The sequence below is a fragment of the uncultured Vibrio sp. genome (assembly GCF_947488985.1).
Taxonomy (GTDB): Bacteria; Pseudomonadota; Gammaproteobacteria; order Enterobacterales; family Vibrionaceae; genus Vibrio.
Window position 1 is genome coordinate 24,553 of sequence record NZ_CANLBV010000007.1, and the last position, 24,964, is coordinate 49,516.

At 43.8% G+C, this 24,964-nt stretch carries 23 protein-coding genes and 1 other RNA gene; 15 read left to right on the plus strand and 9 right to left on the minus strand.

The window, feature by feature from the left end; genetic code table 11:
* Genes Q1A70_RS02725 through Q1A70_RS02735 form a run of 3 tightly spaced genes read left to right on the plus strand, consistent with a single transcriptional unit; the run spans position 1 to position 2,300 of the window.
* Positions 1-585: a DarT ssDNA thymidine ADP-ribosyltransferase family protein gene (locus Q1A70_RS02725; RefSeq protein WP_299686770.1), complete on the plus strand. Its 585-nt coding sequence runs from the start codon at positions 1-3 to the stop codon at positions 583-585.
* Positions 586-1,236, plus strand: a complete 651-nt coding sequence (locus Q1A70_RS02730; RefSeq protein WP_299686772.1) for a DUF4433 domain-containing protein — start codon at positions 586-588, stop codon at positions 1,234-1,236.
* On the plus strand, positions 1,233-2,300 hold the full coding sequence (locus Q1A70_RS02735; RefSeq protein ID WP_299686774.1) for a macro domain-containing protein: 1,068 nt from the start codon (positions 1,233-1,235) through the stop codon (positions 2,298-2,300). The genes Q1A70_RS02730 and Q1A70_RS02735 overlap by 4 nt, the downstream gene beginning before the upstream one ends.
* On the opposite strand, the gene Q1A70_RS02740 is transcribed toward Q1A70_RS02735, so the two are convergent.
* The 3 genes from Q1A70_RS02740 to smpB all read right to left on the minus strand — a co-directional run bounded on the left by Q1A70_RS02740 (position 2,297) and on the right by smpB (position 4,650).
* Positions 2,297-3,547 (minus strand): integrase domain-containing protein, encoded by a 1,251-nt coding sequence (locus Q1A70_RS02740; RefSeq protein ID WP_299686776.1) that lies wholly within the window; start codon positions 3,545-3,547, stop codon positions 2,297-2,299. The genes Q1A70_RS02735 and Q1A70_RS02740 overlap by 4 nt on opposite strands.
* Before the next feature lie 184 nt (positions 3,548-3,731).
* Positions 3,732-4,098: a transfer-messenger RNA gene (ssrA, locus tag Q1A70_RS02745) on the minus strand.
* 66 nt (positions 4,099-4,164) lie between these two features.
* On the minus strand, positions 4,165-4,650 hold the full coding sequence (gene smpB, locus Q1A70_RS02750; protein ID WP_004735156.1) for an SsrA-binding protein SmpB: 486 nt from the start codon (positions 4,648-4,650) through the stop codon (positions 4,165-4,167).
* Positions 4,651-4,769: 119 nt separating this feature from the next.
* Between smpB and Q1A70_RS02755 the strand changes: the two genes are divergently transcribed.
* On the plus strand, positions 4,770-5,198 hold the full coding sequence (locus Q1A70_RS02755; RefSeq protein ID WP_299686779.1) for an SRPBCC family protein: 429 nt from the start codon (positions 4,770-4,772) through the stop codon (positions 5,196-5,198).
* Positions 5,199-5,201: 3 nt separating this feature from the next.
* On the plus strand, positions 5,202-5,510 hold the full coding sequence (locus Q1A70_RS02760; protein WP_299686781.1) for an RnfH family protein: 309 nt from the start codon (positions 5,202-5,204) through the stop codon (positions 5,508-5,510).
* 201 nt (positions 5,511-5,711) lie between these two features.
* Here the strand turns inward: Q1A70_RS02760 and bamE are convergent, their stop codons facing one another.
* The 3 genes from bamE to nadK all read right to left on the minus strand — a co-directional run bounded on the left by bamE (position 5,712) and on the right by nadK (position 9,160).
* Entirely contained in the window at positions 5,712-6,071 is a 360-nt protein-coding gene (gene bamE / locus Q1A70_RS02765) for an outer membrane protein assembly factor BamE (RefSeq protein ID WP_299686783.1), read from the minus strand.
* 167 nt (positions 6,072-6,238) lie between these two features.
* Complete coding sequence (gene recN / locus Q1A70_RS02770) at positions 6,239-7,903, minus strand: DNA repair protein RecN (RefSeq protein ID WP_299686785.1); 1,665 nt, start codon at positions 7,901-7,903, stop codon at positions 6,239-6,241.
* Between the two features lie 372 nt (positions 7,904-8,275).
* The gene (gene nadK / locus Q1A70_RS02775; RefSeq protein ID WP_299686787.1) at positions 8,276-9,160 is read right to left on the minus strand and encodes an NAD(+) kinase; all 885 of its coding nucleotides are present in this window, start codon (positions 9,158-9,160) and stop codon (positions 8,276-8,278) included.
* A 143-nt stretch (positions 9,161-9,303) separates the two neighbouring features.
* On the opposite strand from nadK, the gene grpE reads away from it, so the two are divergent.
* From grpE to dnaJ, 4 genes are all read left to right on the plus strand, one after another.
* The gene (gene grpE / locus Q1A70_RS02780; protein ID WP_299686790.1) at positions 9,304-9,885 is read left to right on the plus strand and encodes a nucleotide exchange factor GrpE; all 582 of its coding nucleotides are present in this window, start codon (positions 9,304-9,306) and stop codon (positions 9,883-9,885) included.
* 303 nt (positions 9,886-10,188) lie between these two features.
* A complete protein-coding gene (locus tag Q1A70_RS02785; RefSeq protein ID WP_299686866.1) occupies positions 10,189-11,463 on the plus strand; it encodes a dicarboxylate/amino acid:cation symporter in 1,275 nt (424 codons plus the stop codon).
* A gap of 379 nt (positions 11,464-11,842) precedes the next feature.
* On the plus strand, positions 11,843-13,756 hold the full coding sequence (dnaK, locus tag Q1A70_RS02790; RefSeq protein ID WP_299686792.1) for a molecular chaperone DnaK: 1,914 nt from the start codon (positions 11,843-11,845) through the stop codon (positions 13,754-13,756).
* 305 nt (positions 13,757-14,061) lie between these two features.
* Complete coding sequence (gene dnaJ / locus Q1A70_RS02795) at positions 14,062-15,195, plus strand: molecular chaperone DnaJ (RefSeq protein ID WP_299686794.1); 1,134 nt, start codon at positions 14,062-14,064, stop codon at positions 15,193-15,195.
* Positions 15,196-15,274: 79 nt separating this feature from the next.
* On the opposite strand, the gene Q1A70_RS02800 is transcribed toward dnaJ, so the two are convergent.
* The 3 genes from Q1A70_RS02800 to map form a co-directional block, all read right to left on the minus strand.
* On the minus strand, positions 15,275-15,658 hold the full coding sequence (locus Q1A70_RS02800; RefSeq protein ID WP_299686796.1) for a DUF3461 family protein: 384 nt from the start codon (positions 15,656-15,658) through the stop codon (positions 15,275-15,277).
* 216 nt (positions 15,659-15,874) lie between these two features.
* Positions 15,875-18,496: a bifunctional uridylyltransferase/uridylyl-removing protein GlnD gene (glnD, locus tag Q1A70_RS02805; protein WP_299686798.1), complete on the minus strand. Its 2,622-nt coding sequence runs from the start codon at positions 18,494-18,496 to the stop codon at positions 15,875-15,877.
* Positions 18,497-18,651: 155 nt separating this feature from the next.
* Positions 18,652-19,530: a type I methionyl aminopeptidase gene (map, locus tag Q1A70_RS02810; protein WP_299686800.1), complete on the minus strand. Its 879-nt coding sequence runs from the start codon at positions 19,528-19,530 to the stop codon at positions 18,652-18,654.
* A 456-nt stretch (positions 19,531-19,986) separates the two neighbouring features.
* On the opposite strand from map, the gene rpsB reads away from it, so the two are divergent.
* The 6 genes from rpsB (at position 19,987) to Q1A70_RS02840 (ending at position 24,959) form a co-directional block, all read left to right on the plus strand.
* Positions 19,987-20,718, plus strand: coding sequence for a 30S ribosomal protein S2 (gene rpsB, locus Q1A70_RS02815; protein WP_009847420.1), 732 nt, complete (start codon positions 19,987-19,989; stop codon positions 20,716-20,718).
* Positions 20,719-20,859: 141 nt separating this feature from the next.
* Complete coding sequence (gene tsf / locus Q1A70_RS02820) at positions 20,860-21,705, plus strand: translation elongation factor Ts (RefSeq protein WP_017630772.1); 846 nt, start codon at positions 20,860-20,862, stop codon at positions 21,703-21,705.
* Between the two features lie 161 nt (positions 21,706-21,866).
* On the plus strand, positions 21,867-22,598 hold the full coding sequence (pyrH, locus tag Q1A70_RS02825; RefSeq protein WP_009847418.1) for a UMP kinase: 732 nt from the start codon (positions 21,867-21,869) through the stop codon (positions 22,596-22,598).
* 96 nt (positions 22,599-22,694) lie between these two features.
* Positions 22,695-23,252 (plus strand): ribosome recycling factor, encoded by a 558-nt coding sequence (frr, locus tag Q1A70_RS02830; RefSeq protein WP_026084234.1) that lies wholly within the window; start codon positions 22,695-22,697, stop codon positions 23,250-23,252.
* 98 nt (positions 23,253-23,350) lie between these two features.
* Positions 23,351-24,103, plus strand: coding sequence for an isoprenyl transferase (locus tag Q1A70_RS02835; RefSeq protein ID WP_299686804.1), 753 nt, complete (start codon positions 23,351-23,353; stop codon positions 24,101-24,103).
* Positions 24,104-24,116: 13 nt separating this feature from the next.
* Positions 24,117-24,959 carry a phosphatidate cytidylyltransferase gene (locus Q1A70_RS02840; RefSeq protein ID WP_299686806.1) on the plus strand — a complete coding sequence of 281 codons (843 nt, stop codon included), beginning with the start codon at positions 24,117-24,119 and terminating at the stop codon, positions 24,957-24,959.
* Positions 24,960-24,964: the final 5 nt, after the last annotated feature.

Consider the following 24,964-nt stretch of genomic DNA (forward strand, 5'->3'; position numbering starts at 1 on the left):
ATGCCAAGGGCGAACATCAGAGACCAAGCACTTTTATACCATATTACAGATCTAGATAATCTAGAGTCGATTTTGGCTAGTGGATTGCAACCAAGGAGCTTGTTAACCGAGTTTTCTGATGTTGCCGACCCAGGAATACTGCAAGGTCGTGAAGCCTTTGAGCTAGAACATAAAGTACCGTTTCATTTTTTTGCTAACAACCCTTTTGATCGATGCGTTCAAAGAGCTTCTCCCGAAAAAGAGTTTATATTTTTAACGGTCCGGCGGACGTTGGCGCAAGGCCGGAACTGGTCGGTGATTCCTAGACATCCTTTGGCAGCTGGTGAATTTACAGTTCTTGATTACAACCCAGGGATAGAGAGTATTGACTGGGATAAAATGAATGAAAGAGATTATGACGATCAGGAGTCTAAATTGACGTGTATGGCAGAATGCTTGGCTCCTTCCACTGTTGAACCTAGTTTGTTGCTTAGTATTTTTGTTCGGACTGAGCCTGTTAAAGCTCTCGTATTGGGTTTATGTCGCACATATAGTGTTAACCCACATGTCAATGTTCGGCCGCAAATGTTTGTAAATGGAGATTAAGTGAGTTATCAAGATAGCTTAAATCCTGAAAAGGCGCTGATTTGGCGAATAGTCCATCGTGATAACATAGAGTGGATTTTAAAAAATGGTCTTTATGCTGGTAATAGCCCAGTGTGCTCAGATAATTGGGTGAACATTGGTAATCCGGAACTGATTTCCAAGCGTTCTACGCACCCGGTGCCGATCGGGCCTGGAGGGACATTACATGATTACGTCCCTTTTTACTTTACACCTTTTTCTCCAATGCTTAAGAATATCCAAAGTGGCTGGGGTGGAATAAAAAAGCGAGATAACAGTGAGATTGTAATTCTTGTATCTAGTCTAAAAAACATAGATAAGCAGGGTATACCATTTGTATTTACGGATAGCCATGCATACTACATGTGGTCAAGCTTTTACGATGACCTGTCGGACTTAGACAAAATAGACTGGGAAATAATCCAGAAAAGAGATTTTAAACGAGATGCGGATGATCCTGCTAAGTTTGAACGTTATCAGGCAGAGGCTTTAATCCACAACCATGTTCCAGTTGAAGCCCTTGTTGGAATGGCGTGCTTTTCAGATGATGTTAAGCAATACTTAGAGCAATTAGTTCAAAAGTCTGGGCATAGCTTACAAGTTGTAACAAGGCCGGGGTGGTATTTTTCATGATTCATTATACAACAGGCAACCTTTTAGACGCAGACGTCGACGCATTGGTAAATACAGTAAACACGGTTGGTGTCATGGGCAAAGGCATTGCTCTGATGTTTAAAGAACGTTTTCCTTTAAACATGAGCCTATACGCTAAAGCATGCAAGGTAAACCAGGTTCAAACTGGGAAGGTTTTTGTTACAGACACGGGTGAGCTAGTTGGCCCTAAGTGGATTGTAAACTTCCCGACGAAGAAGCACTGGCGCTCTCCATCTAAAATGGAGTGGGTTGTAGATGGACTTGAAGACTTGCGAAATTGGATTGTAAAAAATGAAGTGAAGTCTATAGCAATACCACCTTTAGGGGCAGGTAATGGCGGGCTTTGCTGGGATGATGTTAAGCCCAAAATAGAAGAAGCTTTGAGCTCCTTGTGTGATGTTGATGTTTATGTATATGAACCCACAAAGAAATATCAGAATGTGACTAAGAAAAAAGGTGTTGAAGCTTTGACTCCTGCTCGAGCCATGATTGCTGAGCTTATACGTCGTTACTGGATTTTAGGTATGGAGTGTAGTCTCTTAGAGATACAAAAGTTAGCTTGGTTACTTTCTAGGGAGCTGGAAAGAGAAGGTAAAGCAGATCTATTAAAGCTCCGCTTTAAACCTCATAACTACGGGCCTTATGCAAATAATTTAATGCATCTATTGAACGCTCTTGATGGTAGTTATTTAGGTTCTGATAAGAGAATCCCAGATAGTGATCCTCTTGATGTTATTCATTTTAATGATGATAAAAAAGAACAGTTATCTGCTTACTTGAAATCAGAAGCTAAAGAATACTTACCTGCTTTAGAAAAAACTACAAAACTTATTGATGGGTTTGAGTCTCCATATGGAATGGAACTTCTAGCTACAGTCGACTGGTTGTTGTCAAAAGAATTATGCGATGGCACTCTTGAATCAGTTAAGAGTGGTATCAGAAGCTGGGAAGGGGGACCTAAGTGGGCGTCTAGAAAGTTAGCATTGTTCCAAGATGCCCATTTAGAAATGGTAATTGATAGGTTAGAGAGACTTAATGGTTAGGGTGTCTCTAAATTGGCCATAGTAAAATTTGAACTTGTTATAGAGAGGCTGCCTCGTGCAGCCTCTCTTATATGCCCGCTCCACCAGCACATCATTTCTCGGCGTTGCTCAAGATAATCTGTGCGATTATAAGCTGCTCGCACTTGGTTGCTGTCTACGTGTGCCAGCGCCGCTTCTATCAAGTCACGATTGAACTCTTTTTCATTTAATGTCGTGCTGGCTAAGGCGCGAAGGCCATGACTAACAAGCCTGTTGGCAAACCCCATTCGCTTTAGTGCCATGTTTGCAGTTTGGCTATTGCATGGTTTTTTCGGATCTCTATCTGAAGGGAATATGAACTCGCGATGACCACTGAGTGGGCGCATAACCTCTAACAGTGCAATCGATTCAGGTGTCAAAGGGATAGCGTGCTCACGATTTTTCTTCATTCGCTCAGCTGGTATGACCCAAACTTGCTTCTCTAAATCTATCTCTTCCCAACGCGCACCGGACGCTTCACTAGGGCGACTCATAGTGTGAAGCTGCCATTCAATCAAACAGCGTGTTGTACGTTTGATGCTAGCATTAGCAATAGCTGTGATCAGTTCAGGGAGTTCTTCGGGCCGAAGTGTTGGCATACTCTCTTTCTTTGGGGATTTGAAAACAGATTTGAGGCCCGCAATAGGGTTAGTTTGTATCAACCCACAGTTGACCGCATACACTGTAATTTCGTTTAGTCGCTGAACAACTCTTTTTAGTGTTTCGAGACTACCTTTTGCTTCAAGAGGCTTGAGAATATTGATAACGATAGGTGCGGTGATCTTTTCTATAGGTAGCTGGCCAATATGTGGGAATATGTTTCGCTCTAAAGAGCGCCAGATGTCCAGAGCATGATCGGGCGATACCTCAGATGTCTTTACACTAAACCATTGCTCAGAAACGCTTAGGAGTGTGTTCTCAGCCTGTTGTTTGTTTAGCGCTGCTTTTTCTTGTCTATCAGCCTTGGGATCAATGCCTTGAGCGACAAGCTCACGATTATATTGTTTGAGCTCTCTTGCCTTGGCTAGGGAGATATCGGGATATGTTCCCAGCCCTAAGTTGACGCGCTTCTTAGTCACTGGGTGAATATAATTGAAATTCCAAAGCTTGGAACCATGAGCACGGACTCGGAGTTGAAGGCCTCCCCCGTCCGAAAGAACAAAGTCTTTCTCTTTTGGTTTGGCAGATTTAATTTCTCTATCACTGAGCGGTTTAACTAATTTAGCCATCTAGACGTCCCTGGTTGATTTATGTATTCCTGAGTAGAGCATGTATTGCTAGGAATACCATAAGGAATACAACAGGTCAAAGATTGGGCTGGACGTTATAGGATGTTGATGTACGTTAAGTTATTGATTTTGCGTTGTTGTAGGCACAAAAAAAGACGCCCTAGGACGTCTTTAAATGTTGATTTGGTGGAGCTGGCGGGAGTTGAACCCGCGTCCAAAAATCATTCATCATTGGTACTACATGCTTAGTCGATCTTTAATTTCACCAGTAACCTGCGAACCGACACGCTAGTTAAAGGCTAACCTGAATTATAATTCGCGCTTTTCCTCTCAGGTGGGAGAAGCCACGCTAGCTAGTTTGGGTTTGATCTCTTGTTGGTCCCCGTCTTACGAGCGGAAGCTAGGGCAAGAGAGCTCTGAGCAGGTTATTAAGCTGCTAGTGCGTAGTTTTCGTCGTTTGCGACTATTTTTTTGCGGCTTTTAACGTGGCCAACCGCCCCACGGCATGCACCTCAGACTTCAAAATTCCTGTCGAATCCTAAATCAGCCCCAAGTGTTAAGTGCATAGTACCAGAAAAGCTTAACCTGTCTAGCACTGTGCGTTTAAGTGCTTAAAATTAACGCAAATTACTCTTCATAATTCGTGCTTTATCTCTCGCCCAATCTTTTTCTTTCATATCTGTACGTTTATCGTGCAGCTTTTTACCTTTCGCTACGCCAACTTTAATCTTCGCCCAAGAGCGAGACCAGTAAAGTGCGGTTGCGACAAGTGTCATGCCTTCACGGTTAATACGACCGATAAGATTGTCGAGTTCTTTTCTCGACATAAGGAGTTTACGGATACGTGTAGGGTTCGCCACGATATGAGTACTCGCCTGAGTTAGCGGAGTGATCGTCATACCACTGATGAATGCTTCGCCATCTCGGATGTAGACGTAGCTTTCTGCGATATTAGTTTTGCCTTCACGTAGGGATTTTACTTCCCAGCCTTGTAGCTCAAGCCCCGCTTCTATCTCATCATCGATGAAATATTCGTGGCGAGCTTTCTTATTAAGCGCAATGGTATTACTACCGGCTTTTGATTTTGATTTATTCTTTGCCATAATGGCCTCATTATACGGAATGCACCCTATTTGGGGAATCCTTTTTATTTGCGCTCTGGCCCAATACAATTAAAATTGCAGTTTGTGTTAATGTAACGCTGTCTTTAACAGGAGTCTATATGCCAAAGGTTACTCGTTCAGCATTAGTGTCTTTTAGTGCCGACCAGATGTTCAGCTTGGTCAATGATGTTGCTCGTTATCCTGAGTTTTTGCCAGGGTGTTCTGGTTCTCGTGTGATCGAATCTTCAGATTCTGCTATGGTGGCGTCGGTTGATGTTTCTAAAGCGGGCATCAGTAAAACATTTACCACATCCAACCGAATGTCTGATGGTGCCGAGATCTTGATGGAACTGGTAGATGGCCCGTTTAAGAAGCTACAAGGTGGTTGGTATTTTACTCCACTCGACGAGCAAGCTTGTAAGGTTGAACTTAAGCTTGAATTTGAATTTTCTAGTCGAATGATTGAAATAGCATTTGGGAAAATCTTCAATGAGCTGACGAGCAATATGGTCAGCGCTTTTACTCAACGAGCAAAACAGGTTTACTAAGCCATGACGATTGAATCAGATATGATCCACGTAGAAGTGGTATTTGCACTGCCGCACGAGCAGCGTGTGTTTACCTTGGTTGTTAATAAGAATACCAGTGTTGAAGATATCATTGCTCAGTCAGGTGTGCTGGAGTTGTACCCAGAGATCGACTTGACGAAAAACAAGGTTGGTGTGTTTAGTCGCAATGTTAAGTTAGATGCAACGGTTCGCGATAAAGACCGCATTGAGATTTATCGAGCGTTGCTAGCGGACCCAAAAGAGATTCGTCGTAAGCGTGCTGAGCAAGCGAAAGCGGCCGCTAAGCAGTAATTAACATCGCATAAGTTTAAATCATTGAGAGCTCGCATCGGCGGGCTTTTTGCGTTGGTGGTTGAGAAGAAACGAGTTTAGAGAGCTAAATCGACTAAAGAGTATTCAGCTAGAGAGTATAGGCATACTTGCTCGCCGAACTTAAAAAAACCTGCTCGTGTAAGCAGGCTTTGTAATGTTTATATAGCGAGCAGATGAAAGCTAGCGAAGGCTTTCGAAGAACTCATCACTGGCTTCAAAATCACCATTGATAGTTACTAAAGTTCCTGTCGCATCAAAATTAACAACGAGGTTCTTCTGAACAGGGTCTCCGTGACCTTTCGTTTGGTGGTAAATGTAATACCACGTATCTGGGTAGCCGTTTTCGATCAGCATTGGTGAGCCCATAACGTAACGAACTTGTGTTTTTGTCATGCCAAACTTGAGCTGGTCGACCGCTTCTTGCTCAACATAGTTACCCTGATTGATGTCAATTCGATAAACCAACTTCTCTAATAGAGAGCAACCGGTCAACATTGTTAGTGCAAGTGGAACTGCAACTAACCACTTTTTAATTCGCATAGTTTGAGATCTTTGTTCGCTAAAATACTGTCTGATAATAAACAAGCTCCAGCAAGAAGTAAAAAGCTCCTTGCGCTTTGAGCTTGTTATGACTGGCAATTTTGAGTTTAGTTGCAAAATTACAAAGAATTTTCGATAAATTATCAGAAGGTTGCTGAATATTTAGCCTAAGCAGCGACTAATAGTTCTTTTGCATTGGCTAGAGTCGAGTCGGTAATCTGGCTGCCACCAAGCAGACGAGCAAGCTCTGAAATACGTTGCTGCTCATCCAGAGTGTGCATTTGTGTTTCTGTCTTACCTGATTTAGTGCTTTTAGCGACGAATAACTGCTGATGTCCATAGCCTGCTACTTGAGGCAAGTGAGTCACACACATCACTTGCGTTGATTCACCTAAGGTACGCAGCATTTTTCCGACAACCGCGGCGGTTGGCCCACTGATCCCCACATCGACTTCATCGAAAATTAGGCTTGGTGTATCCACCTTTTGTGCAGTGATCACCTGAATCGCTAATGAGATACGTGATAACTCACCACCAGAAGCGACTTTAGCAATGGGCTGCATTGGTTGGCCGGGGTTGGTTGAAACAATAAAGGTCACATTATCCATCCCCAGTGGAGAAGGGTGAGTATTGGTGTGGTTTACTTCAATCGCAAACTGAGCTTTCTCCATGCTCAGTTCGTGCATACTTTGCGTGATCAGCTTATTGAGCTCTTTTGCATAGCGACTTCGAGATTTATGCAGTTTTTCGGATTTAGCGACGAATGATTGGTATTGGTTTTCTACCTCGTTAGCTAATTCATCCAGCCTTTCATCAGAGCAGTCCAGCGCTTCGACTTGGAGCAGTAGCTCTTGATGGTGTTGATACAGCTCTTCTGGCAATACATGGTGCTTACGAGACATCGACATTACTTTTGAGAAACGCTCCTCAACATAAGCCATACGAGCCGGATCAACATCAATGTTGTCTAGGTATGCTCTTAATTCGTTGTTGGTTTCTTCTATTTGAATAATGGCTTCAGACAGTAAGTTCGGCAGTTCCGTTAATTTTTCATCGAGTTCAGCTAGCTGAATTAGGGAGTTATTGGCTGTTTGCAGGATACCAAGCGCATTAACCTCGTCACCCTCATAAATAAGTTCGATAGCTTGTTGGCAGGTTGAGGCCAGCTCTCCGCTATTGGACAGGCGCTTATGCTCTTGTTCGAGTTCTTCATATTCTTCCTCTCCAATAGATAGCTCATTTAACTCTTTGATTTGGTACTCAAGGAGCTGTTTTTGAGCTTGGTTTTGTTGGCTATTTTCACGCAACTCTTTCAAGTGGTTATCCGCTTGTCGCCATGCTTGGTAAGCATTACGTGTCACCTTTAATAGGTTTAAATGACCGGCGTATTGATCAAGCATCGCAATTTGATGGTCGCTTTTCATTAATTGATGATGCGCATGTTGCCCATGAATGTTGATCAACAGCTGTCCAAGCGATTTCAATTGCGAAAGAGGGACAGGACTACCGTTGATAAATGCACGAGACCGTCCCTCTTTAGAGATAGTTCTGCGCAGGATACATTCACTGCCATCCAGTAATTCGTTGTCTTCTAACCAGCGAGTGGCATGCAGATTGTTCTCAAGTAAAAAAGCAGCACTGACTTCGGTTTTTTCTTCGCCTTGTCTTACCATTCCTGCATCGGATCTTCCCCCAAGACATAAGCCTAAAGCATCGATTGCGATAGATTTACCGGCACCGGTTTCTCCGGTGATTGTTGTCATGCCTTTAGAAAGTTCTAGCTGTAAAGACTTAACAATAGCGAAATTATTAACACTTAAATGAGCCAGCATTTTTAGTTACCTGTATAATTGAACAATACTGTATATAAGCTCAGTATATACTGTTTCTTTATACAGTAAAGGTGGCGAGTGAAAATTTTTTGCGACAGCTCTCAGATTTGAGTTTGTTGTAGATCACTGAAACCACTATAGATTTCCAACTAAGTCGTTCCTCCTTCTTGGGAATGACGGTTTAGTATGTGCTTGGAGCGAGTCATCGTCATTCCGTTAAATGAAGAAGGAGCGAGGATAGAGAATCTGTTTTGTGTTTTGTGTTCGTTGTCGTCATTCCCTACAGCGACGAGGGAACGTGATAGAGAATCTCTCAGGCAATAAAAAAGGCTGACGAATGTCGTCAGCCTTTCAAAATCATTCGCTTTTCTCTTAGAACAGTTTACTCGACCAACCTAACTTGTTACGTAGAACATGATAATAGTTGTAGTCTTTAGGGTGGATAAGTTTTAACACATTCGGACTCTGGTAGATGTGGATCTCATCGCCAGGGGAAACCGGCAGTGAGATTTGTCCATCGCAACTGACTTCCTGAGTTCCTTGATTATCAGGCGATACGATAAGCTTGATATGACGCTTACCATCTACGACTAATGGTCGACTAGAAAGGGTGTGTGGAAACATCGGCACTAATGAGATCGCATTGAGGCTTGATGATAAGATAGGGCCTCCACCAGAAAGTGAATAGGCGGTTGAGCCTGTTGGCGTCGATACGATCAAGCCATCAGAGCGCTGAGAGAAGGCAAAGCTATCATCGATATAGACTTCGAACTCGATCATGTGTGCGACTTGACCAGGGTGAAGGACCGCTTCATTGAGTGCGGCGTTGTGACTTTTTACTTGGCCGTGGCGATGGATTTCAGTTTCAAGTAAGAAGCGCTCTTCTTCAATGAACTCACCTTTCAGAACATCAGTAAGAGTGCTCTGAAAGTTCTCTGGGTTGAGATCGGCGAGGAAGCCAAGATTACCTCGGTTTACTCCAATCACTGAAATATCAAAACGTGACAAGATTCGAGCAGCACCGAGCATGTTTCCGTCACCACCGACGACAATGGCGAGATCGGCCCGTTTACCTAGTTCAATTAGGCTGGAAAAATGGTGTTTTGGGATATCGTCTAAAATACTGGCGAGTCTATCATCAACAAACACTTGGTAGCCTTCAGCACTTAACCATTGATAGAGCTCTCTATGCGTCTGAATTGCTTGCTGATCTCGTGGTTTTCCAATAATGGCGATGACTTCAAATGTCTTTTTCATAACGTTTCCAAACGAATTAGGCTTGAATCAAATTTCTTCATCCCCATAATAAAGGCAAGTTGAACGTCTATGCGAGTGTTTTATATCAATTTAAGGTGTAAACACGCCAGTCACTTGCATTGAAAACGAATTCTGGAGATATCATGAGCAACGAAGAAAATAAAGTAACCGAAGAAGAGCTAGATCAGATCATTGCTGAAGCTGAAAAAGTGGAAGCTGCAGAGCTGAGTGAAGACGCTGCTGATGAGCAGGAATCAAAGATTGCTCAACTAGAAGCGGCCTTGCTTTCTAGTGAGTCTAAAGTGAAAGAGCAGCAAGATTCTGTTCTTCGCGCAAAGGCTGAAGTTGAAAACATGCGTCGCCGTAGCGAGCAAGAAATTGATAAAGCGCGTAAATTCGCTTTGAACAAGTTTGCTGAAGGTCTACTTCCTGTCATCGACAATCTAGAGCGTGCAATGCAAGCTGCAGACGCTGAAAATGAAGTGGTTAAGCCATTATTTGAAGGTGTTGAGCTAACGCATAAAACATTTGTCGACACGGTTGCTAAGTTTGGTCTTAAAGAGATCAACCCAGAAGGTGAAGCCTTCAACCCTGAATTCCACCAAGCGATGTCTATCCAAGAAAGCCCTGATCACGAATCAAACACTGTGATGTTCGTAATGCAAAAAGGCTATGAGCTGAATGGCCGTGTTATTCGCCCAGCGATGGTGATGGTCTCTAAATAATCACCACTACAAATAAGTAAAAATAGAGAGGAGCCCTGTGCTCCTCTTTTTTTTACAAATTTTAAACCTTTCTATTGCTGACTTATCAATAATATTACACTGTCTTGTTTTTTATTAATTGGTTTTATATTTTAATTGTACAATTTTTTTTGGTTTATTATTCTTTATCTGAGTTTCTTGTGAATAGTTGGTAGTTCTTTTCTTTGGCGTCATGATGTGTAATATGACTGAATACTTGGCAGGTAGCCGAGTTTATAACTAATAATTAACACAGATGCATATAATAATCATTGGAGTTGAATGATGGATAAGTCGCTCTCAAGCAAAATACTCATAGGCCTTTTCACTGGCCTTATTTTAGGTACTGCTATTCAATACTTGTTTAGCGGTATCAATTTCATAGACACGTACCTGTTAGGCTTGGCTAACGGTGTCGGAACTATGTTTGTTGAAATGATTAAATTGATGGTTGTCCCATTGGTTTTCTTTTCAATTGTCTGCGGTATTGTTGATCTAAAGGACTTAAGTTCATTTGGTCGCTTAGGCAGTAAAACCTTTTCTCTATATATTTTAAATACTGTTATTGCGATCGTGCTTGCACTGACTATTGGAATGATTTTCCAACCGGGGGCTGGAGCGAATTTAGCGGGAACAGTTTCTGAGTCCGTTGAACTTGCGACAACCGAGACTCCTGATATTTTCTCACTTATCGTTAATATTATCCCAAGTAACCCAGCAGCAGCATTTGCAAGCGGCGATATGTTGCAAATCATCTTTATGGCGATTCTAGTTGGTATCGGTATTCAAGCGATGCAAGATCGCGGGGCACCAATCGCTAACGCATTTAAGCTTGGTAACGAGTTAATGATGAAGCTTATTGGGTTGGTGATGAGTTTAGCGCCTTACGGTGTCTTCGCGCTGATGATTAACTTAGGGGCAACGCTCGATTCAGGCACATTGATGTCGGTGGCGGGTTATGTTGCACTTGTTATCGCAATGCTTATGTTCCAAATATTCATATTTTACCCGACGGCTGTGGCTCTAACGACTCGCTGCTCTTCAAAAACATTTTTACGTGCGGTTCGTGAGCAAATCTTATTCTCGCTTTCAACAGCAAGTTCAAACGCAACGATTCCAGTTACGATGCGCACCTTGACTGAAAAATTAGGGGTTTCAAAATCAGTAGCGGGCTTTGGTGTTCCTCTAGGTGCTACGATGAATATGGCCGGTGTATCCGTTTATATTGCGCTTGGCACTATCTTCGTAGCCAACGCATTTGGTCAACCAATCCAAACCGCAGACATCTTTACGCTTGGTATTACTATTTTGCTACTGTCTATTGGTGCTGGTGGTGTTCCGGGAGGTGGTGTTGTTATGGTAGGTGTTGTATTACATCAACTCGGTTTACCACCAGAAGGCCTAGCTATCATTGCTGCAGTAGACCGTATCAACGATATGTTTTGTACTTCTTCTAACGTAGTCGGTGATACAGCGGTTAACACTATCGTGGCTCAGTCTGAAGGTGAAATCAGTGTTGAACTAAACGAAGACACTGCACTGCAGAAAGTCGAAGCTTAATTTTTGATTAAGACCTGATAATGAGGAGCCTCGCTTAATTTAGAGCGGGGCTTTTTGTTTCTGCTGATAAGAGCTTTGATGTGATTTAAAGGCGTTAGCTAAAAAGAGGAACGTGGTTGGTGCTAAATCTCTTTCGTTTCGAGTCTCAAGTGGCGAGGGATCGGTCAGCCGTTACTTTTATGCAAAAACTGGCGAAGAAAAAATAGATTTTTTTCACTTATTCCCTTGAAAACCAGTTTGCAGCCCTTATCTATGGTGCATACGAAAGCAAATTACATTTGCACTTTAATTTTGTGTATTAGGGTTGATTCTCTAATTACCACCCCCACATATGTGGGTATAGCAAAAACTTAATAGAATATATTTCGGAGATGGCCTGATGGGTAAAATCATTGGTATTGATTTAGGTACTACTAACTCTTGTGTTGCTGTTCTTGACGGCGACAAACCACGCGTAATTGAAAATGCTGAAGGCGAACGCACAACAGCATCAGTAATCGCATACACAGAAGGCGAAACGCTAGTTGGTCAACCTGCAAAACGTCAAGCTGTTACTAACCCTCAAAACACACTGTTCGCTATCAAGCGTCTAATCGGTCGTCGTTTTGAAGATGAAGAAGTTCAACGCGATATCGAAATCATGCCTTTCAACATTGTTAAGGCTGACAACGGTGATGCATGGGTTGAAGCGCAAGGCCAAAAAATGGCTGCTCCTCAAGTATCTGCTGAAGTTCTTAAGAAAATGAAGAAAACAGCTGAAGACTTCCTAGGCGAAGAAGTAACTGGCGCAGTAGTAACTGTTCCTGCTTACTTTAACGATGCTCAACGTCAAGCAACGAAAGATGCTGGCCGTATCGCTGGTCTAGATGTTAAACGTATCATCAACGAACCAACTGCTGCTGCTCTAGCTTACGGTCTAGACAAGCAAGGCGGTGATCGCACTATCGCTGTATACGACCTTGGTGGTGGTACATTCGATATCTCTATCATCGAAATCGATGAAGTAGAAGGCGAGAAGACTTTCGAAGTTCTTTCAACTAACGGTGACACTCACCTTGGTGGTGAAGATTTCGATAACCGCATGATCAACTACCTAGTAGATGAGTTCAAGAAAGAGCAAGGTATTGACCTTAAAGCTGATCCACTAGCAATGCAGCGTGTTAAAGAAGCAGCAGAAAAAGCGAAAATCGAGCTTTCTTCTACTACTCAAACTGACGTAAACCTACCTTACGTTACTGCCGATGCGACTGGTCCTAAGCACATGAACATCAAAGTGACTCGTGCGAAGCTTGAGTCTCTAGTTGAAGACCTAGTTCAACGTTCTCTTGAGCCACTAAAAGTAGCTCTAGCAGATGCTGATCTATCTGTAGGCGAAATCACTGACGTTATCCTAGTTGGTGGTCAGACTCGTATGCCTATGGTTCAAGCTAAAGTAACGGAATTCTTCGGTAAAGAGCCACGTAAAGACGTGAACCCTGACGAAGCTGTTGCAATGGGTGCTGCTGTTCAAGGTGGTGTACTAGCTGGTGACGTTAAAGACGTTCTACTACTAGACGTTACTCCTCTATCTTTCGGTATCGAAACGATGGGCGGCGTGATGACTAAGCTTATCGAGAAAAACACAACTATCCCTACTAAAGCGGATCAAGTGTTCTCTACAGCTGAAGACAACCAAAACGCAGTAACTATCCACGTTCTTCAAGGTGAGCGTAAGCAAGCGACTTACAACAAGTCTCTTGGTCAGTTCAACCTAGAAGGTATCCAACCAGCACCACGTGGCATGCCACAAATCGAAGTAACATTCGACCTAGATGCTGATGGTATCCTGAACGTATCTGCTAAAGATAAAGCGACAGGTAAAGAGCAGAAGATCACTATCCAAGCATCAGGCGGCCTGTCTGAGGAAGAGATCGAAGCAATGGTACAAGAAGCAGAAGCTAACAAAGAAGCGGACAAAAAGTTCGAAGAGCTAGTAACTGCACGTAACCAAGCTGACCAAATGATTCACGGTACTCGTAAGCAAGTAGAAGAAGCTGGTGAAGCTCTACCTGCTGAAGAGAAAGAGAAGATCGAAGCAGCTATCACGGCACTAGAAGAAGTTAAGTCTGGTGATGACAAAGAAGCTATCGACGCTAAAGTTCAAGAACTTATGCAAGCAGCTCAGAAGCTAATGGAAATCGCTCAACAACAAGCTCAAGCACAGCAAGCTGGCGCAGAAGCGGGTGAGCAACCTAAGCAAGACGACGATGTGGTAGACGCGGAGTTTGAAGAAGTTAAAGACGACAAAAAATAATTTTTCGTCGCTATAACACGTGATTTCCGCGTCGAAGGTACTCACTTACACTTGCCTTTTGGTTGGTTAAGAAAGTCCGTGCCTTCTCCTTGAACTAACGTGTTTTAGCTTAGAAAAAGTCGTTTTTCGATTTCTAAATATACGGGCGTCAGAGGTAACTCTCACGCCCGTAAATTTGTATTTAGACTTGTCGATCTAGATAATAGCTTTATTCGGCGTTTCAGCCAGCAGAACTTTTATCTAGATTGATACACAGACTACTGAAGTGATGATTCGGTAGTAGCAATTATTTGGTGACCTAGAACATGTCAAAACGTGATTTTTACGAAGTATTAGGCGTAAGCCGCGATGCATCAGAGCGCGATATTAAAAAAGCGTACAAACGCTTAGCGATGAAATTCCACCCGGACCGTAACCAGGGTGACGACACCGCAGCAGATAAGTTTAAAGAAGTAAAAGTAGCGTACGAGATCCTAACCGATCCTCAAAAGAAAGCAGCTTACGACCAATACGGCCACGCAGCTTTTGAACAAGGCGGCATGGGCGGCGGCGGTGGTCAAGGTGATTTCGGCGATATTTTCGGTGACGTCTTTGGCGACATCTTCGGCGGCGGTCGTCGTGGTGGCGGTCAACAGCGTGCACAACGCGGTTCAGATTTACGTTACAACATGGAACTTTCTCTAGAAGAGGCAGTTCGTGGTGTTTCTAAAGAGATCGAAGTACCAACACTTGTTGAGTGTGATACGTGTGACGGCAGCGGCGCCAAGAAAGGCTCTTCACCACAAACATGTGGTACGTGTCATGGCCACGGCCAAGTACAAATGCGCCAAGGTTTCTTTGCGGTTCAACAGACTTGTCCTACTTGTAATGGTAAAGGCAAGATCATCAAAGACCCATGTAACTCTTGTCACGGTCAAGGTCGCAAACAGAAGACCAAAACCCTTAACGTTAAGATCCCAGCGGGTGTTGATACTGGCGATCGTATTCGTCTATCTGGCGAAGGTGAAGCGGGAGAGCACGGTGCTCCGGCTGGCGACCTTTATGTACAAGTTCACGTTAAAGAGCACAATATCTTTGAGCGTGACGGCAACAACCTTTACTGCGAAGTGCCAGTAAGCTTCTCTATGGCTGCTTTGGGTGGTGAAGTTGAAGTTCCAACACTGGATGGCCGTGTAAACCTTAAAGTGCCAGAAGAGACACAAACGGGCCGTATGTTCCGTATGCGTGGCAAAGGCGTGAAAGGCGTTCGTGGCGGCGGTGTCGGTGACCTAATCGTTAAACTAGTGGTCGAAACACCGGTTAAGCTAAGTGCTCGTCAAAAAGAACTACTGCGTGAGTTTGAAGAAACCTGTGGTGGCGAAGCGGCAAGCAAACACAAGCCAAAATCAGAAGGTTTTTTCAGCGGCGTTAAAAACTTTTTCGATGACCTAACCAAATAGGATCAGGTTGTTCGTAAGTCTGCTTGAACTGACCTACAGTTAGTTGATAATCCCCACCAATCGCCTTGGTGGGGATTTCTTATTTCAGCTTGTCTAAGTCAGCTTCTATCTCGGCGATTTTGCTAGACACCACTTTTTCTAAGTGGCGCAGATCTGTGAGGATCTTCTGTTTCACATCCATCTCAGCCGTTGGGGTAGGTTTGGTGATCTTATTCAGTTCATCAATGACAAGGGTGAGATTACGGTTTATCTCTGTTATTTCTTTGTATTGATTGTTCCTACCGCTGACTGGCACACTTTTTATTTGTCGGGGATATTTGAACTTGACGCTTTTCGCGAATAGCTCACCTTTCTGCTTACGAAAATAAATCTTCAGGATATCTTTATGGGCTTCTTGGCGAAGGGAGTAACGTTCAATCTGTTTAGGTTCGTGAATACCTAAGCCAGTGAGGTTTGGATACATAAGCGACCTCTAGTTGATGATGTAATACGGATTATTAGCATTAATCAATGTAGCAGTCTAACCAAGAGCTAGATAGCTGACACTCATGAATTGACAGTAAGTTGTGGGCAAGATCGCTCTATCGTTACCCACACCTCTTGACTACTTTTTAGTTGAAAAGACTCAATGTGTAGTTTGCTTTACTTGGTTAGCCCATTTTCAAGCTACCTTGGTTTACTAAGGTGCCAGCTCAGATACATGCTCCGTTAACCTTTCTCTTAGCGCTTGCTCTTGCTCTTCAGAGAGTCTTCCTCCAGTTTCGCTGGTTAGGATAAACAAATCTTCTGCACGCTCACCAATAGTGGTAATTTTTGCGCCGTGCAAATTGATGTCTAATTCCGCAAAAGTTGCGCCAACTTGGGCCAGAAGCCCTGGCGTGTCGAGTGCTCTTAGCTCCATCAAGGTGCGTTTTTTACTCTTAGTTGGCAGGAATTCCACCAGAGTTTTGACTTTGAAATGCTGTAGATTACGTGGTGTGCGACGCGTCTTAATCTTGCTTGGTCTACCATCAGCCAGGGCATGAGTAAGGTGTTTAGCGACGGCTTTATGTCTTGCTTCATCAATCGCTTCACCATGTTGATCGAGTACGATAAAGGTATCCAAGACATGACCATCTTTGCTGACCATAACTTGGGCGTCGTGGACGTTAAAGTTGCGTCTATCAAGCTCAGCCACCACGGTCGCAAACAGTGCCGTTTGATCTCGACAGTAGACAAACACCTCAGTACCACCTCGGGTCGCTTTCTGGCTGATCAGCACTAAAGGCTGATCTGGGTCTTCAATGCGCAGCAGATGCTCACAGTGCCAAGCGATTTGCGTGTGGGTATGACGTAGGAAGTAGTCGGCTTTAAAACGCTGCCAAAGTACTTCAATCTCACGAGCAGTGAAGCCCTCTTTACGCAGCAGTGCGGATGCCAATTGTTGGTTGTGACGGATGCGGTCTCTCACATCAACCGGGTTTTCTAAGCCACGACGCAACGCACGCTGAGTCGAGTGGAATAACTCTGCAAGCAGGGTCCGTTTCCAACTGTTCCACAACTCTTGATTGGTTGCACAGATATCAGCGACGGTTAGGCATACCAACAGTTCTAATGATTCTTCATCGCGAACTTTTTTGGCAAACTCGGTAATCACATCGGGATCGTAAATATCACGGCGTTGCGCGGTGACAGACATCAATAAGTGGCTTTGTACCAACCACGCGACTTGTTTTGCTTCGGGCTTCGATAGCCCATGCTCAATACAGAAAGAGTAAGCCTCAACAGCGCCAATTTCGGAGTGATCGCCCCCACGACCTTTACCGATATCGTGGAATATGGCGGCGAGGATCAGTAATTCTTTCTTTTGAATTCGAGGGTAAACTTCACAGCAAATAGGGTGCTTATCGTGGTTTTCAATTTGATTGAAGCGGTTGATCTGCTTGAGAAGGCGAATACTGTGTTCATCAACAGTGTAAACATGGAACAGGTCAAACTGCATCTGGCCGACTATCTGGCTCCACTGGGGTAAGTATGCAGATAATACTCCCAACTCGTGCATCAAACTAAAGGCTTTGTGCAGTGCATTTGGGTGGCGAACGAGCGACATGAATTTTTCACGCGCCTCGGGAATGGTATGCAGGAACCGGTTTAATCGGCGGCGTGCAGTACGCAGTTGGCGTAAAGTGGGGGGACTTACTCCTTCGATAGAAGAGTCGTTGGCGATATGGATAAACATATCGAGAATCGTTTCCGGTCTCGCTTGGAATAGAGCCGGTTTGCGCGCTTCTATCAATGCACCACGGCGCTGAAAGTCGCTATCGAGGATTTCTGCGTCTCTTGTTTGACCGCCGTTAATGATCGCTTGATCAAACAGTTTTAGGAGCATTTTATTGAGCTCAGCCACACGGCGAAGGGTTCGGTAAAACTCCTTCATCATCATCTCGACACCACGGTTGCCTTCGCCTGTGTAACCAAGGTGCTCGGCGACTTGAGCTTGATGGGCAAACGTGAGTCGGTTGTCGTAGCGGCGCAATTCTATATGCAGTGCAAAGCGAACTCGCCATAAGAAATCTTGGCATTCGACCAACTCACGATATTCAGCATCGGTCAGAAAGCCGTATTTGCTCATCTCTAATAACGAGGTCGCACCAAAGTGTCGACGTGCTACCCAACTTAATGTGTGGATGTCTCGCAACCCACCTGGCGTCGACTTGATATCCGGCTCTAGATTGTAAGTGGTGTCATGGTAGCGAGCATGACGTTCTTTCTGTTCTTGAATCTTAGCTTTATAGAAGCTTTCACTGGGCCAAAATGAATCCGAATGAATTTTCATCTTTAGCTCTTGAAAGGTATCTTCACTGCCACTGAGTAAACGTGACTCTTGCAGGTTAGTTGCGACTGTTAAATCCTCGATACCGATATCAATACACTCGGCTATCGAGCGTACAGCATGGCCTACCTCGAGTCGTAGATCCCACAATAAGGTGATGAACAGGCAGACTTTTTCGCCAAGCGCTGGTGGCAATGTCTTTTGTGAGACGATTAAAATATCAATATCGGATAAAGGATGAAGTTCACCACGACCATAGCCACCCACCGCGACTAGAGAGATATGAGGCAGTTTGTTGAATCCGAAATGCTCCCATAAACGGTTGAGCAATAAATCCATGTATTCGGATCGCAGCAGTACTAAATCTGTGACTGGATGATGGTTTAGAAATTCACTTTTTTGATACTGGGTGAAGATCTCGAGTTGATTTTTTAGTTCGCTGATTTCAATTTGTTCGTCGCTGAACGTAAGAGGGCATTGATAAGACATAGTCTGCTTTCCGTGCAAGCAAATGAGAATATTAGATAATCTAACAGAAGCGGATGGAAAATCGAAATTGAGCGGATAAAAAAATATCCTCGGCAGTGCGAGGATATTTCAAAAGGTTTGCTTTAGCGCTATGGCTATAGATTGCAGATTCTAAACTAAGCGTTCTTCATTATGCGTGGAATCGTATCGTCACTGCGCAGTGTCAGTACTTCACAACCTGTGTCAGTCACAACTAAGGTATGTTCCCACTGAGCTGAGTTCTTGCTGTCTGCGGTGTATACGGTCCAGTTGTCTTGGTCGTCAAGACGACAGCCAAACTTACCCGCGTTGATCATTGGCTCAATCGTGAAGCACATGCCCGCTTTTAGTACTGTACGGTCACTGTTTTTGTAGTGAACCACTTGTGGGTCTTCATGGAACTCAGAACCAATACCATGACCACAGTAATCTTTAACAATAGAGAACTTAGCGCGTGGGTTGTTCTTATTGTTTGTTTTGATGTACTTCTCGATAGCCGTACCGATCTGGCCAAGTTGCACACCCGGCTTAACTTGGCGCATGCCTTCGTAAAGTGCTTCTTGAGCAACCATGCACAGACGTTTGTTTGCCGGAGAGACTTCACCCACTAGGAACATCTTAGATGTGTCACCGTGGTAGCCTTGAGGGCGAGTGCTTAGATCTGCGTTTTCGTCATCAGGGATGATAACTGTGATATCTACGTTCAGGATGTCGCCATCTTTCAGTACAGCAGGTTTGAATTGACCTGTGCTGCCTGTCTCATCTTGTGATGCTGGAATGCCGTGGCACACAATGTGGTTGATAGACGTACAGATTGACTTAGGGAAACCGTGGTAATCAAGTGGTGCTGAGTATGCGCCTCTTTCTAGAGCGTACTCGTGACAAAGCGTATTGAGCTCTTCCGTAGTGGTACCCACTTGGATGTGAGGTTCAATCATCTCTAGAATTTCAGAAGCCAGCTTGCCGGCGACGCGCATTTTTTCAATTTCTTCAGCAGTTTTAATTTTTACAGCCATTGCATATCTCTTAATTTGGTCGCACCTAAGTGTGCATATTGAGGCTATTCTATCAGTGCAGCAATTTAGCGCAACATTCCCATATCCGTACAATGTTGGTGGATACAGCTCAACCACAGTGAACAATGTTCGGTTGTTGATACCGAAGCGATTGGAAAGGGACACTATTTATAGAGGAAATTCGCCTTTAGGGATCAGTATAGCAGTCGCCATTTTTAGATTTTTTTCTAGCCATAGATAGACAAAATATGGTATAAAGCGCGCCGGACATCAGGACTGTTTTCTCCAATTGGCGAAACTGACTTTGTGTCTACTAACTTATATCTTTAAATCACACACATTCCGACACATGTTCCGGGGTGCCTCAACAACACGAATAACGGCTGAAAAGTGGTTAGTTGTTAGGGGTCGGATTCATGGGGGATGTGGAGGCCTAACCCCATAGAGGATTTTAAAATGGCAACTGTATCAATGCGCGATATGCTTAAAGCTGGTGTTCACTTCGGTCACCAAACTCGTTACTGGAACCCAAAAATGAAGCCATTCATCTTTGGTGCTCGTAACAAAGTACATATCATCAACCTAGAAAAAACTGTACCAATGTTCAACGACGCTCTAGCTGAAATCGCTAAAGTTGGCGAGAAGAAAGGTAAAGTTCTTTTTGTTGGTACTAAGCGCGCTGCATCTGAAGCTGTTAAAGAAGCTGCTATCAACAGCAACCAGTTCTACGTTAACAACCGCTGGTTAGGCGGTATGCTAACGAACTACAAAACTGTTCGTCAGTCTATCAAGCGTCTGAAAGAACTTGAAGCGCAAGCTCAAGACGGTACTTTCGACAAGCTTACTAAGAAAGAAGCTCTAATGCGTACTCGCGAAATGGAGAAGCTAGAGAAATCTCTTGGTGGTATCAAGAACATGGGCGGCCTACCAGACGCTCTATTCGTAATCGATGCTGATCACGAACACATCGCAGTTAAAGAAGCAAACAACCTAGGTATCCCAGTTTACGCTGTAGTTGATACTAACTCTAACCCAGACGGCGTTGACTTCGTTATCCCAGGTAACGATGATGCAATCCGTGCAGTACAGCTTTACCTAAACGCTGCTGCAGACGCGGTTAAAGAAGGTCGTAACAAAGATGTTGCTGCTGTAGCTGCTGAAAAAGATGGTTTTGTAGAAGCTGAATAATAGCGGCTCTGAATCACGCTTGGCTTAGCTAATTTAGATTTTGAAATCTTTATTAAATGTAAGCTAAGTTATAGTTAGATCGGGGGCCTCATTTTGGCCCCTGATTTTTACCTTATTTTCGAATCAACCGAGGAATAGAGAATGGCAACTGTAACTGCTGCTCTAGTTAAAGAACTTCGCGAGCGCACTGGCGCTGGCATGATGGAATGTAAGAAAGCGCTTGTAGAAGCAAACGCTGACATCGAACTAGCAATTGAAAACATGCGTAAATCTGGCGCAGCGAAAGCAGCTAAGAAAGCTGGTAACGTTGCTGCTGAAGGCGCAATCATCATCAAAGAAGAGAACGGCGTAGCTGCTCTTCTTGAAGTTAACTGTCAAACTGACTTCGTAGCAAAAGATGCTAACTTCACTGCATTCGCAGAAGAAGTTGCAGCTGCAGCAGTAGCTTCTCAAGCAACTGTTGAAGAGCTACAAGCACAGTTCGAAGAAACTCGTGTTGCTCTAGTTGCAAAAATCGGCGAAAACATCAACATCCGTCGCGTACAATACGTTTCAGGTGTTGCACTAGCTTCTTACCGTCACGGCGAGAAAATCGGTGTTGTTGTTGCTGGTGAAGGCGAAGCTGAAACTCTTAAGCACGTTGCAATGCACGTTGCTGCATCACGTCCTGAGTTCCTAAACCCAGAAGACGTACCTGCAGACGTAGTTGCTAAAGAGAAAGCAGTTCAAGTTGAAATCGCTATGAACGAAGGCAAACCAGCTGAAATCGCAGAGAAAATGGTTGTTGGCCGTATGAAGAAATTCACGGGCGAAATATCTCTAACTGGTCAAGCTTTCATCATGGAGCCTAAGCAAACTGTTGGCGCTATCCTTAAAGAGAAAGGCGCTTCAGTATCTAACTTCGTACGTCTAGAAGTTGGTGAAGGCATCGAGAAAGCTGCTGAAATGAGCTTCGCTGACGAAGTTGCAGCGGTACAAAAAGGTTAATCCTTAGCGTATTGTTTGAAAAAAGACCGTGGCCATTGCTACGGTCTTTTTATGAATAGTGAATTATTTTTGCTCGCAACGTTAGCTGTTATGAATGCGAACTGACATATTCAGTTTTTATCCATGACTGTTAATCATCAACTCTTTGGAAGGTAAACTCCATGACTACGAACCCTAAACCAGCTTATCAACGTATTCTGTTAAAACTTAGCGGTGAAGCGCTACAAGGCGAAGAAGGTTTTGGTATTGATCCAACGATCCTTGATCGTATGGCGCAAGAAGTAAAAGAATTGGTTGAACTAGGTGTTCAAGTTGGTGTTGTTATCGGTGGCGGTAACCTGTTCCGTGGTGCAGGCCTCGCTGAAGCTGGTATGAACCGCGTTGTTGGTGATCACATGGGTATGCTTGCAACGGTAATGAACGGCTTAGCAATGCGCGACGCCCTGCACCGCGCTTACGTAAACGCACGTGTCATGTCAGCTATCCCTCTTAAAGGTGTGTGTGACGACTACAACTGGGCAGATGCAATCAGCCAACTGCGTCAAGGCCGTGTTGTGATCTTCTCAGCGGGTACTGGTAACCCATTCTTCACTACGGATTCAGCTGCATGCCTACGTGGTATCGAAATCGAAGCTGACGTTGTTCTAAAAGCAACAAAAGTAGATGGTGTATTTACGGCTGACCCAGTAGCAAACCCAGACGCAGAGCTGTATGATACTTTGTCTTACAACACGATTCTTGAAAAAGAATTGAAAGTAATGGACTTGGCTGCATTTACGCTAGCACGTGATCACAAAATGCCAATCCGTGTATTTAACATGAATAAGCCAGGCGCATTACGTCGCGTGGTTATGGGTGAAACTGAAGGTACATTAATCAGCGACGCTGACTAATTTTTCGGGCTTACTGAAGGTTATACTTCGGTAAGCTTATCCTTATCACTCCAAATAAAAGCTTTCTTGAAGAAAGAACATAATCAAGGTGAAATTGTGATTAACGAAATCAAAAAAGACGCTCAAGAGCGCATGGTAAAAAGTGTTGATGCACTAAAAAACAGCCTACAAAAAATTCGTACAGGTCGTGCGCACCCAAGCCTACTTTCTGGTCTTACTGTTGAGTACTACGGTGCTCCAACTCCTTTGACTCAAGTAGCTAACGTTATCGCTGAAGATGCACGTACACTAGCAATCACAGTGTTTGATAAAACACTGACTCCTCTAGTAGAAAAAGCAATCCTAACATCTGACCTAGGTCTAAACCCTATGTCTGCTGGTACGGTTATCCGTGTTCCACTTCCACCGCTAACTGAAGAGCGTCGTAAAGACCTAGTTAAAATCGTTCGTGGCGAAGCTGAAGGTGGCCGTGTTGCGATCCGTAACATCCGTCGTGACGCGAATGGCGATCTAAAAGCGCTTCTTAAAGATAAAGAAATCTCTGAAGATGAAGATCGTAAAGCACAAGACGAAATTCAAAAGCTAACTGACGCTGCGGTTAAGAACGTAGACGAAGTTCTAGCAACTAAAGAAAAAGAGTTGATGGAAGTTTAATTTTCCCTATTCTTTTCTTTCCGGAAAAACGCTGTACTCACGGTGCAGCGTTTTTTTATGCTACTCTGTTCGACTATTAGAATTTGATTCCCTCTTTTATGCATAATTCTCAAGCGTTCACAGACTCTCTTCCGAAACACATTGCTATCATTATGGATGGTAATGGCCGTTGGGCAAAAGCTCAGGGCAAGCCTCGCGTCTTTGGTCATAAAAACGGTGTTCAAGCCGTTCGTAAAACCATCTCTTCTGCAGCCAGACTTGGCATCAAAGCTGTAACTTTTTTTGCATTTAGTAGCGAAAACTGGCGTCGTCCTGAGGAAGAAGTCGGTATTTTGATGGAACTGTTTATCTCCGTTCTTTCAAGCGAAGCGAAAAAAATTCATAAAAATAATTTACAGCTTCGTGTTATTGGTGACAAAAGTCGTTTTAATGAACGACTACAAAAGAAGATTGAAGAAGCAGAAGCGTTAACTCGCACCAATACCGGTATGGTTATTAATATTGCGGCGAACTATGGCGGCAAATGGGATATTCAGCAAGCAATGGTTTCTATTGCCCAGCAGGTAAAGTCTGGTGATATTAGTGTAGATGACATTGATGAAGCTATGATTACACAGCACCTGACCATGGCCGATATTCCTGAAGTCGATCTCCTGATCCGCACTAGTGGCGAGTGCCGCATTAGTAACTTTATGCTTTGGCAGTTGGCTTACGCCGAAATGTATTTCACAGAGCAATTCTGGCCAGACTTTAATGAAGACAGCTTAGTAGAAGCTGTGACTTGGTTTGTAAACCGCGAGCGTCGTTTTGGATGCACCGGAGATCAAATTAAAGCTCTGATGGACAGTTAATAAGGATTTTTTTTTGAAACAACGAATTATTACCGCGTTGATTTTAGCTCCTCTAGTTATTCTAGGTATTTTCGAGTTATCACTGCCTACGTTTATTCTTTCATTAGCGCTTATCTCGCTGTTGGGCTTCTGGGAGTGGACTCAGTTTGTTGAAAGTAAATCGCGTTATTTAGCCTTGATACCCACGGTTGTCGTAAGTGCAGCAAGCTTTGCATTTATCCCTTTTGATGCATTTAGTCTTAATAACTTATCGAGTGTCCACTATGCTATTTTAATCATTGGCTCTGTTTGGTGGGTAATCGCGAGTGCGATGGCGGTAACTTACCCTAGATCTATGCCGGCATGGAAAGACTCATCCATTCTTCGCCATGGGTTTGGCGTGTTAACTCTACTACCATTCTTTTGGAGTGTCGTGATCCTGCGCGCTACTGGTATCGACGTTGATCCTTATCATGGTGCGAAATTAGTGATGTTTGTCTGCTTATTAGTCTGGGCAGCCGACAGTGGCGCTTACTTTTCAGGTAAGAGCTTTGGTAAGCGAAAAATGGCACCCGCTGTCAGCCCAAATAAGACGATTGAAGGTCTTATTGGGGGCATTATTGCTGCCGTGATCGTAGCTTGGGTCTTTGCAGGTTTGTTTGATATTCAATTCACAAGCCCGCTTCACATGATCGTGATTACCTTAGTGACTGTTGTTATCTCAGTTCTTGGTGATCTTGTCGAAAGTATGTTCAAGCGTGTTTCTGGAGTAAAAGACAGTAGCAACCTGATCCCTGGTCATGGTGGTATACTGGATAGAATAGACAGCCTAACGGCTGCATTCCCTGTCTTTGCTCTGTTGTATTTAGCATTATAATTAAA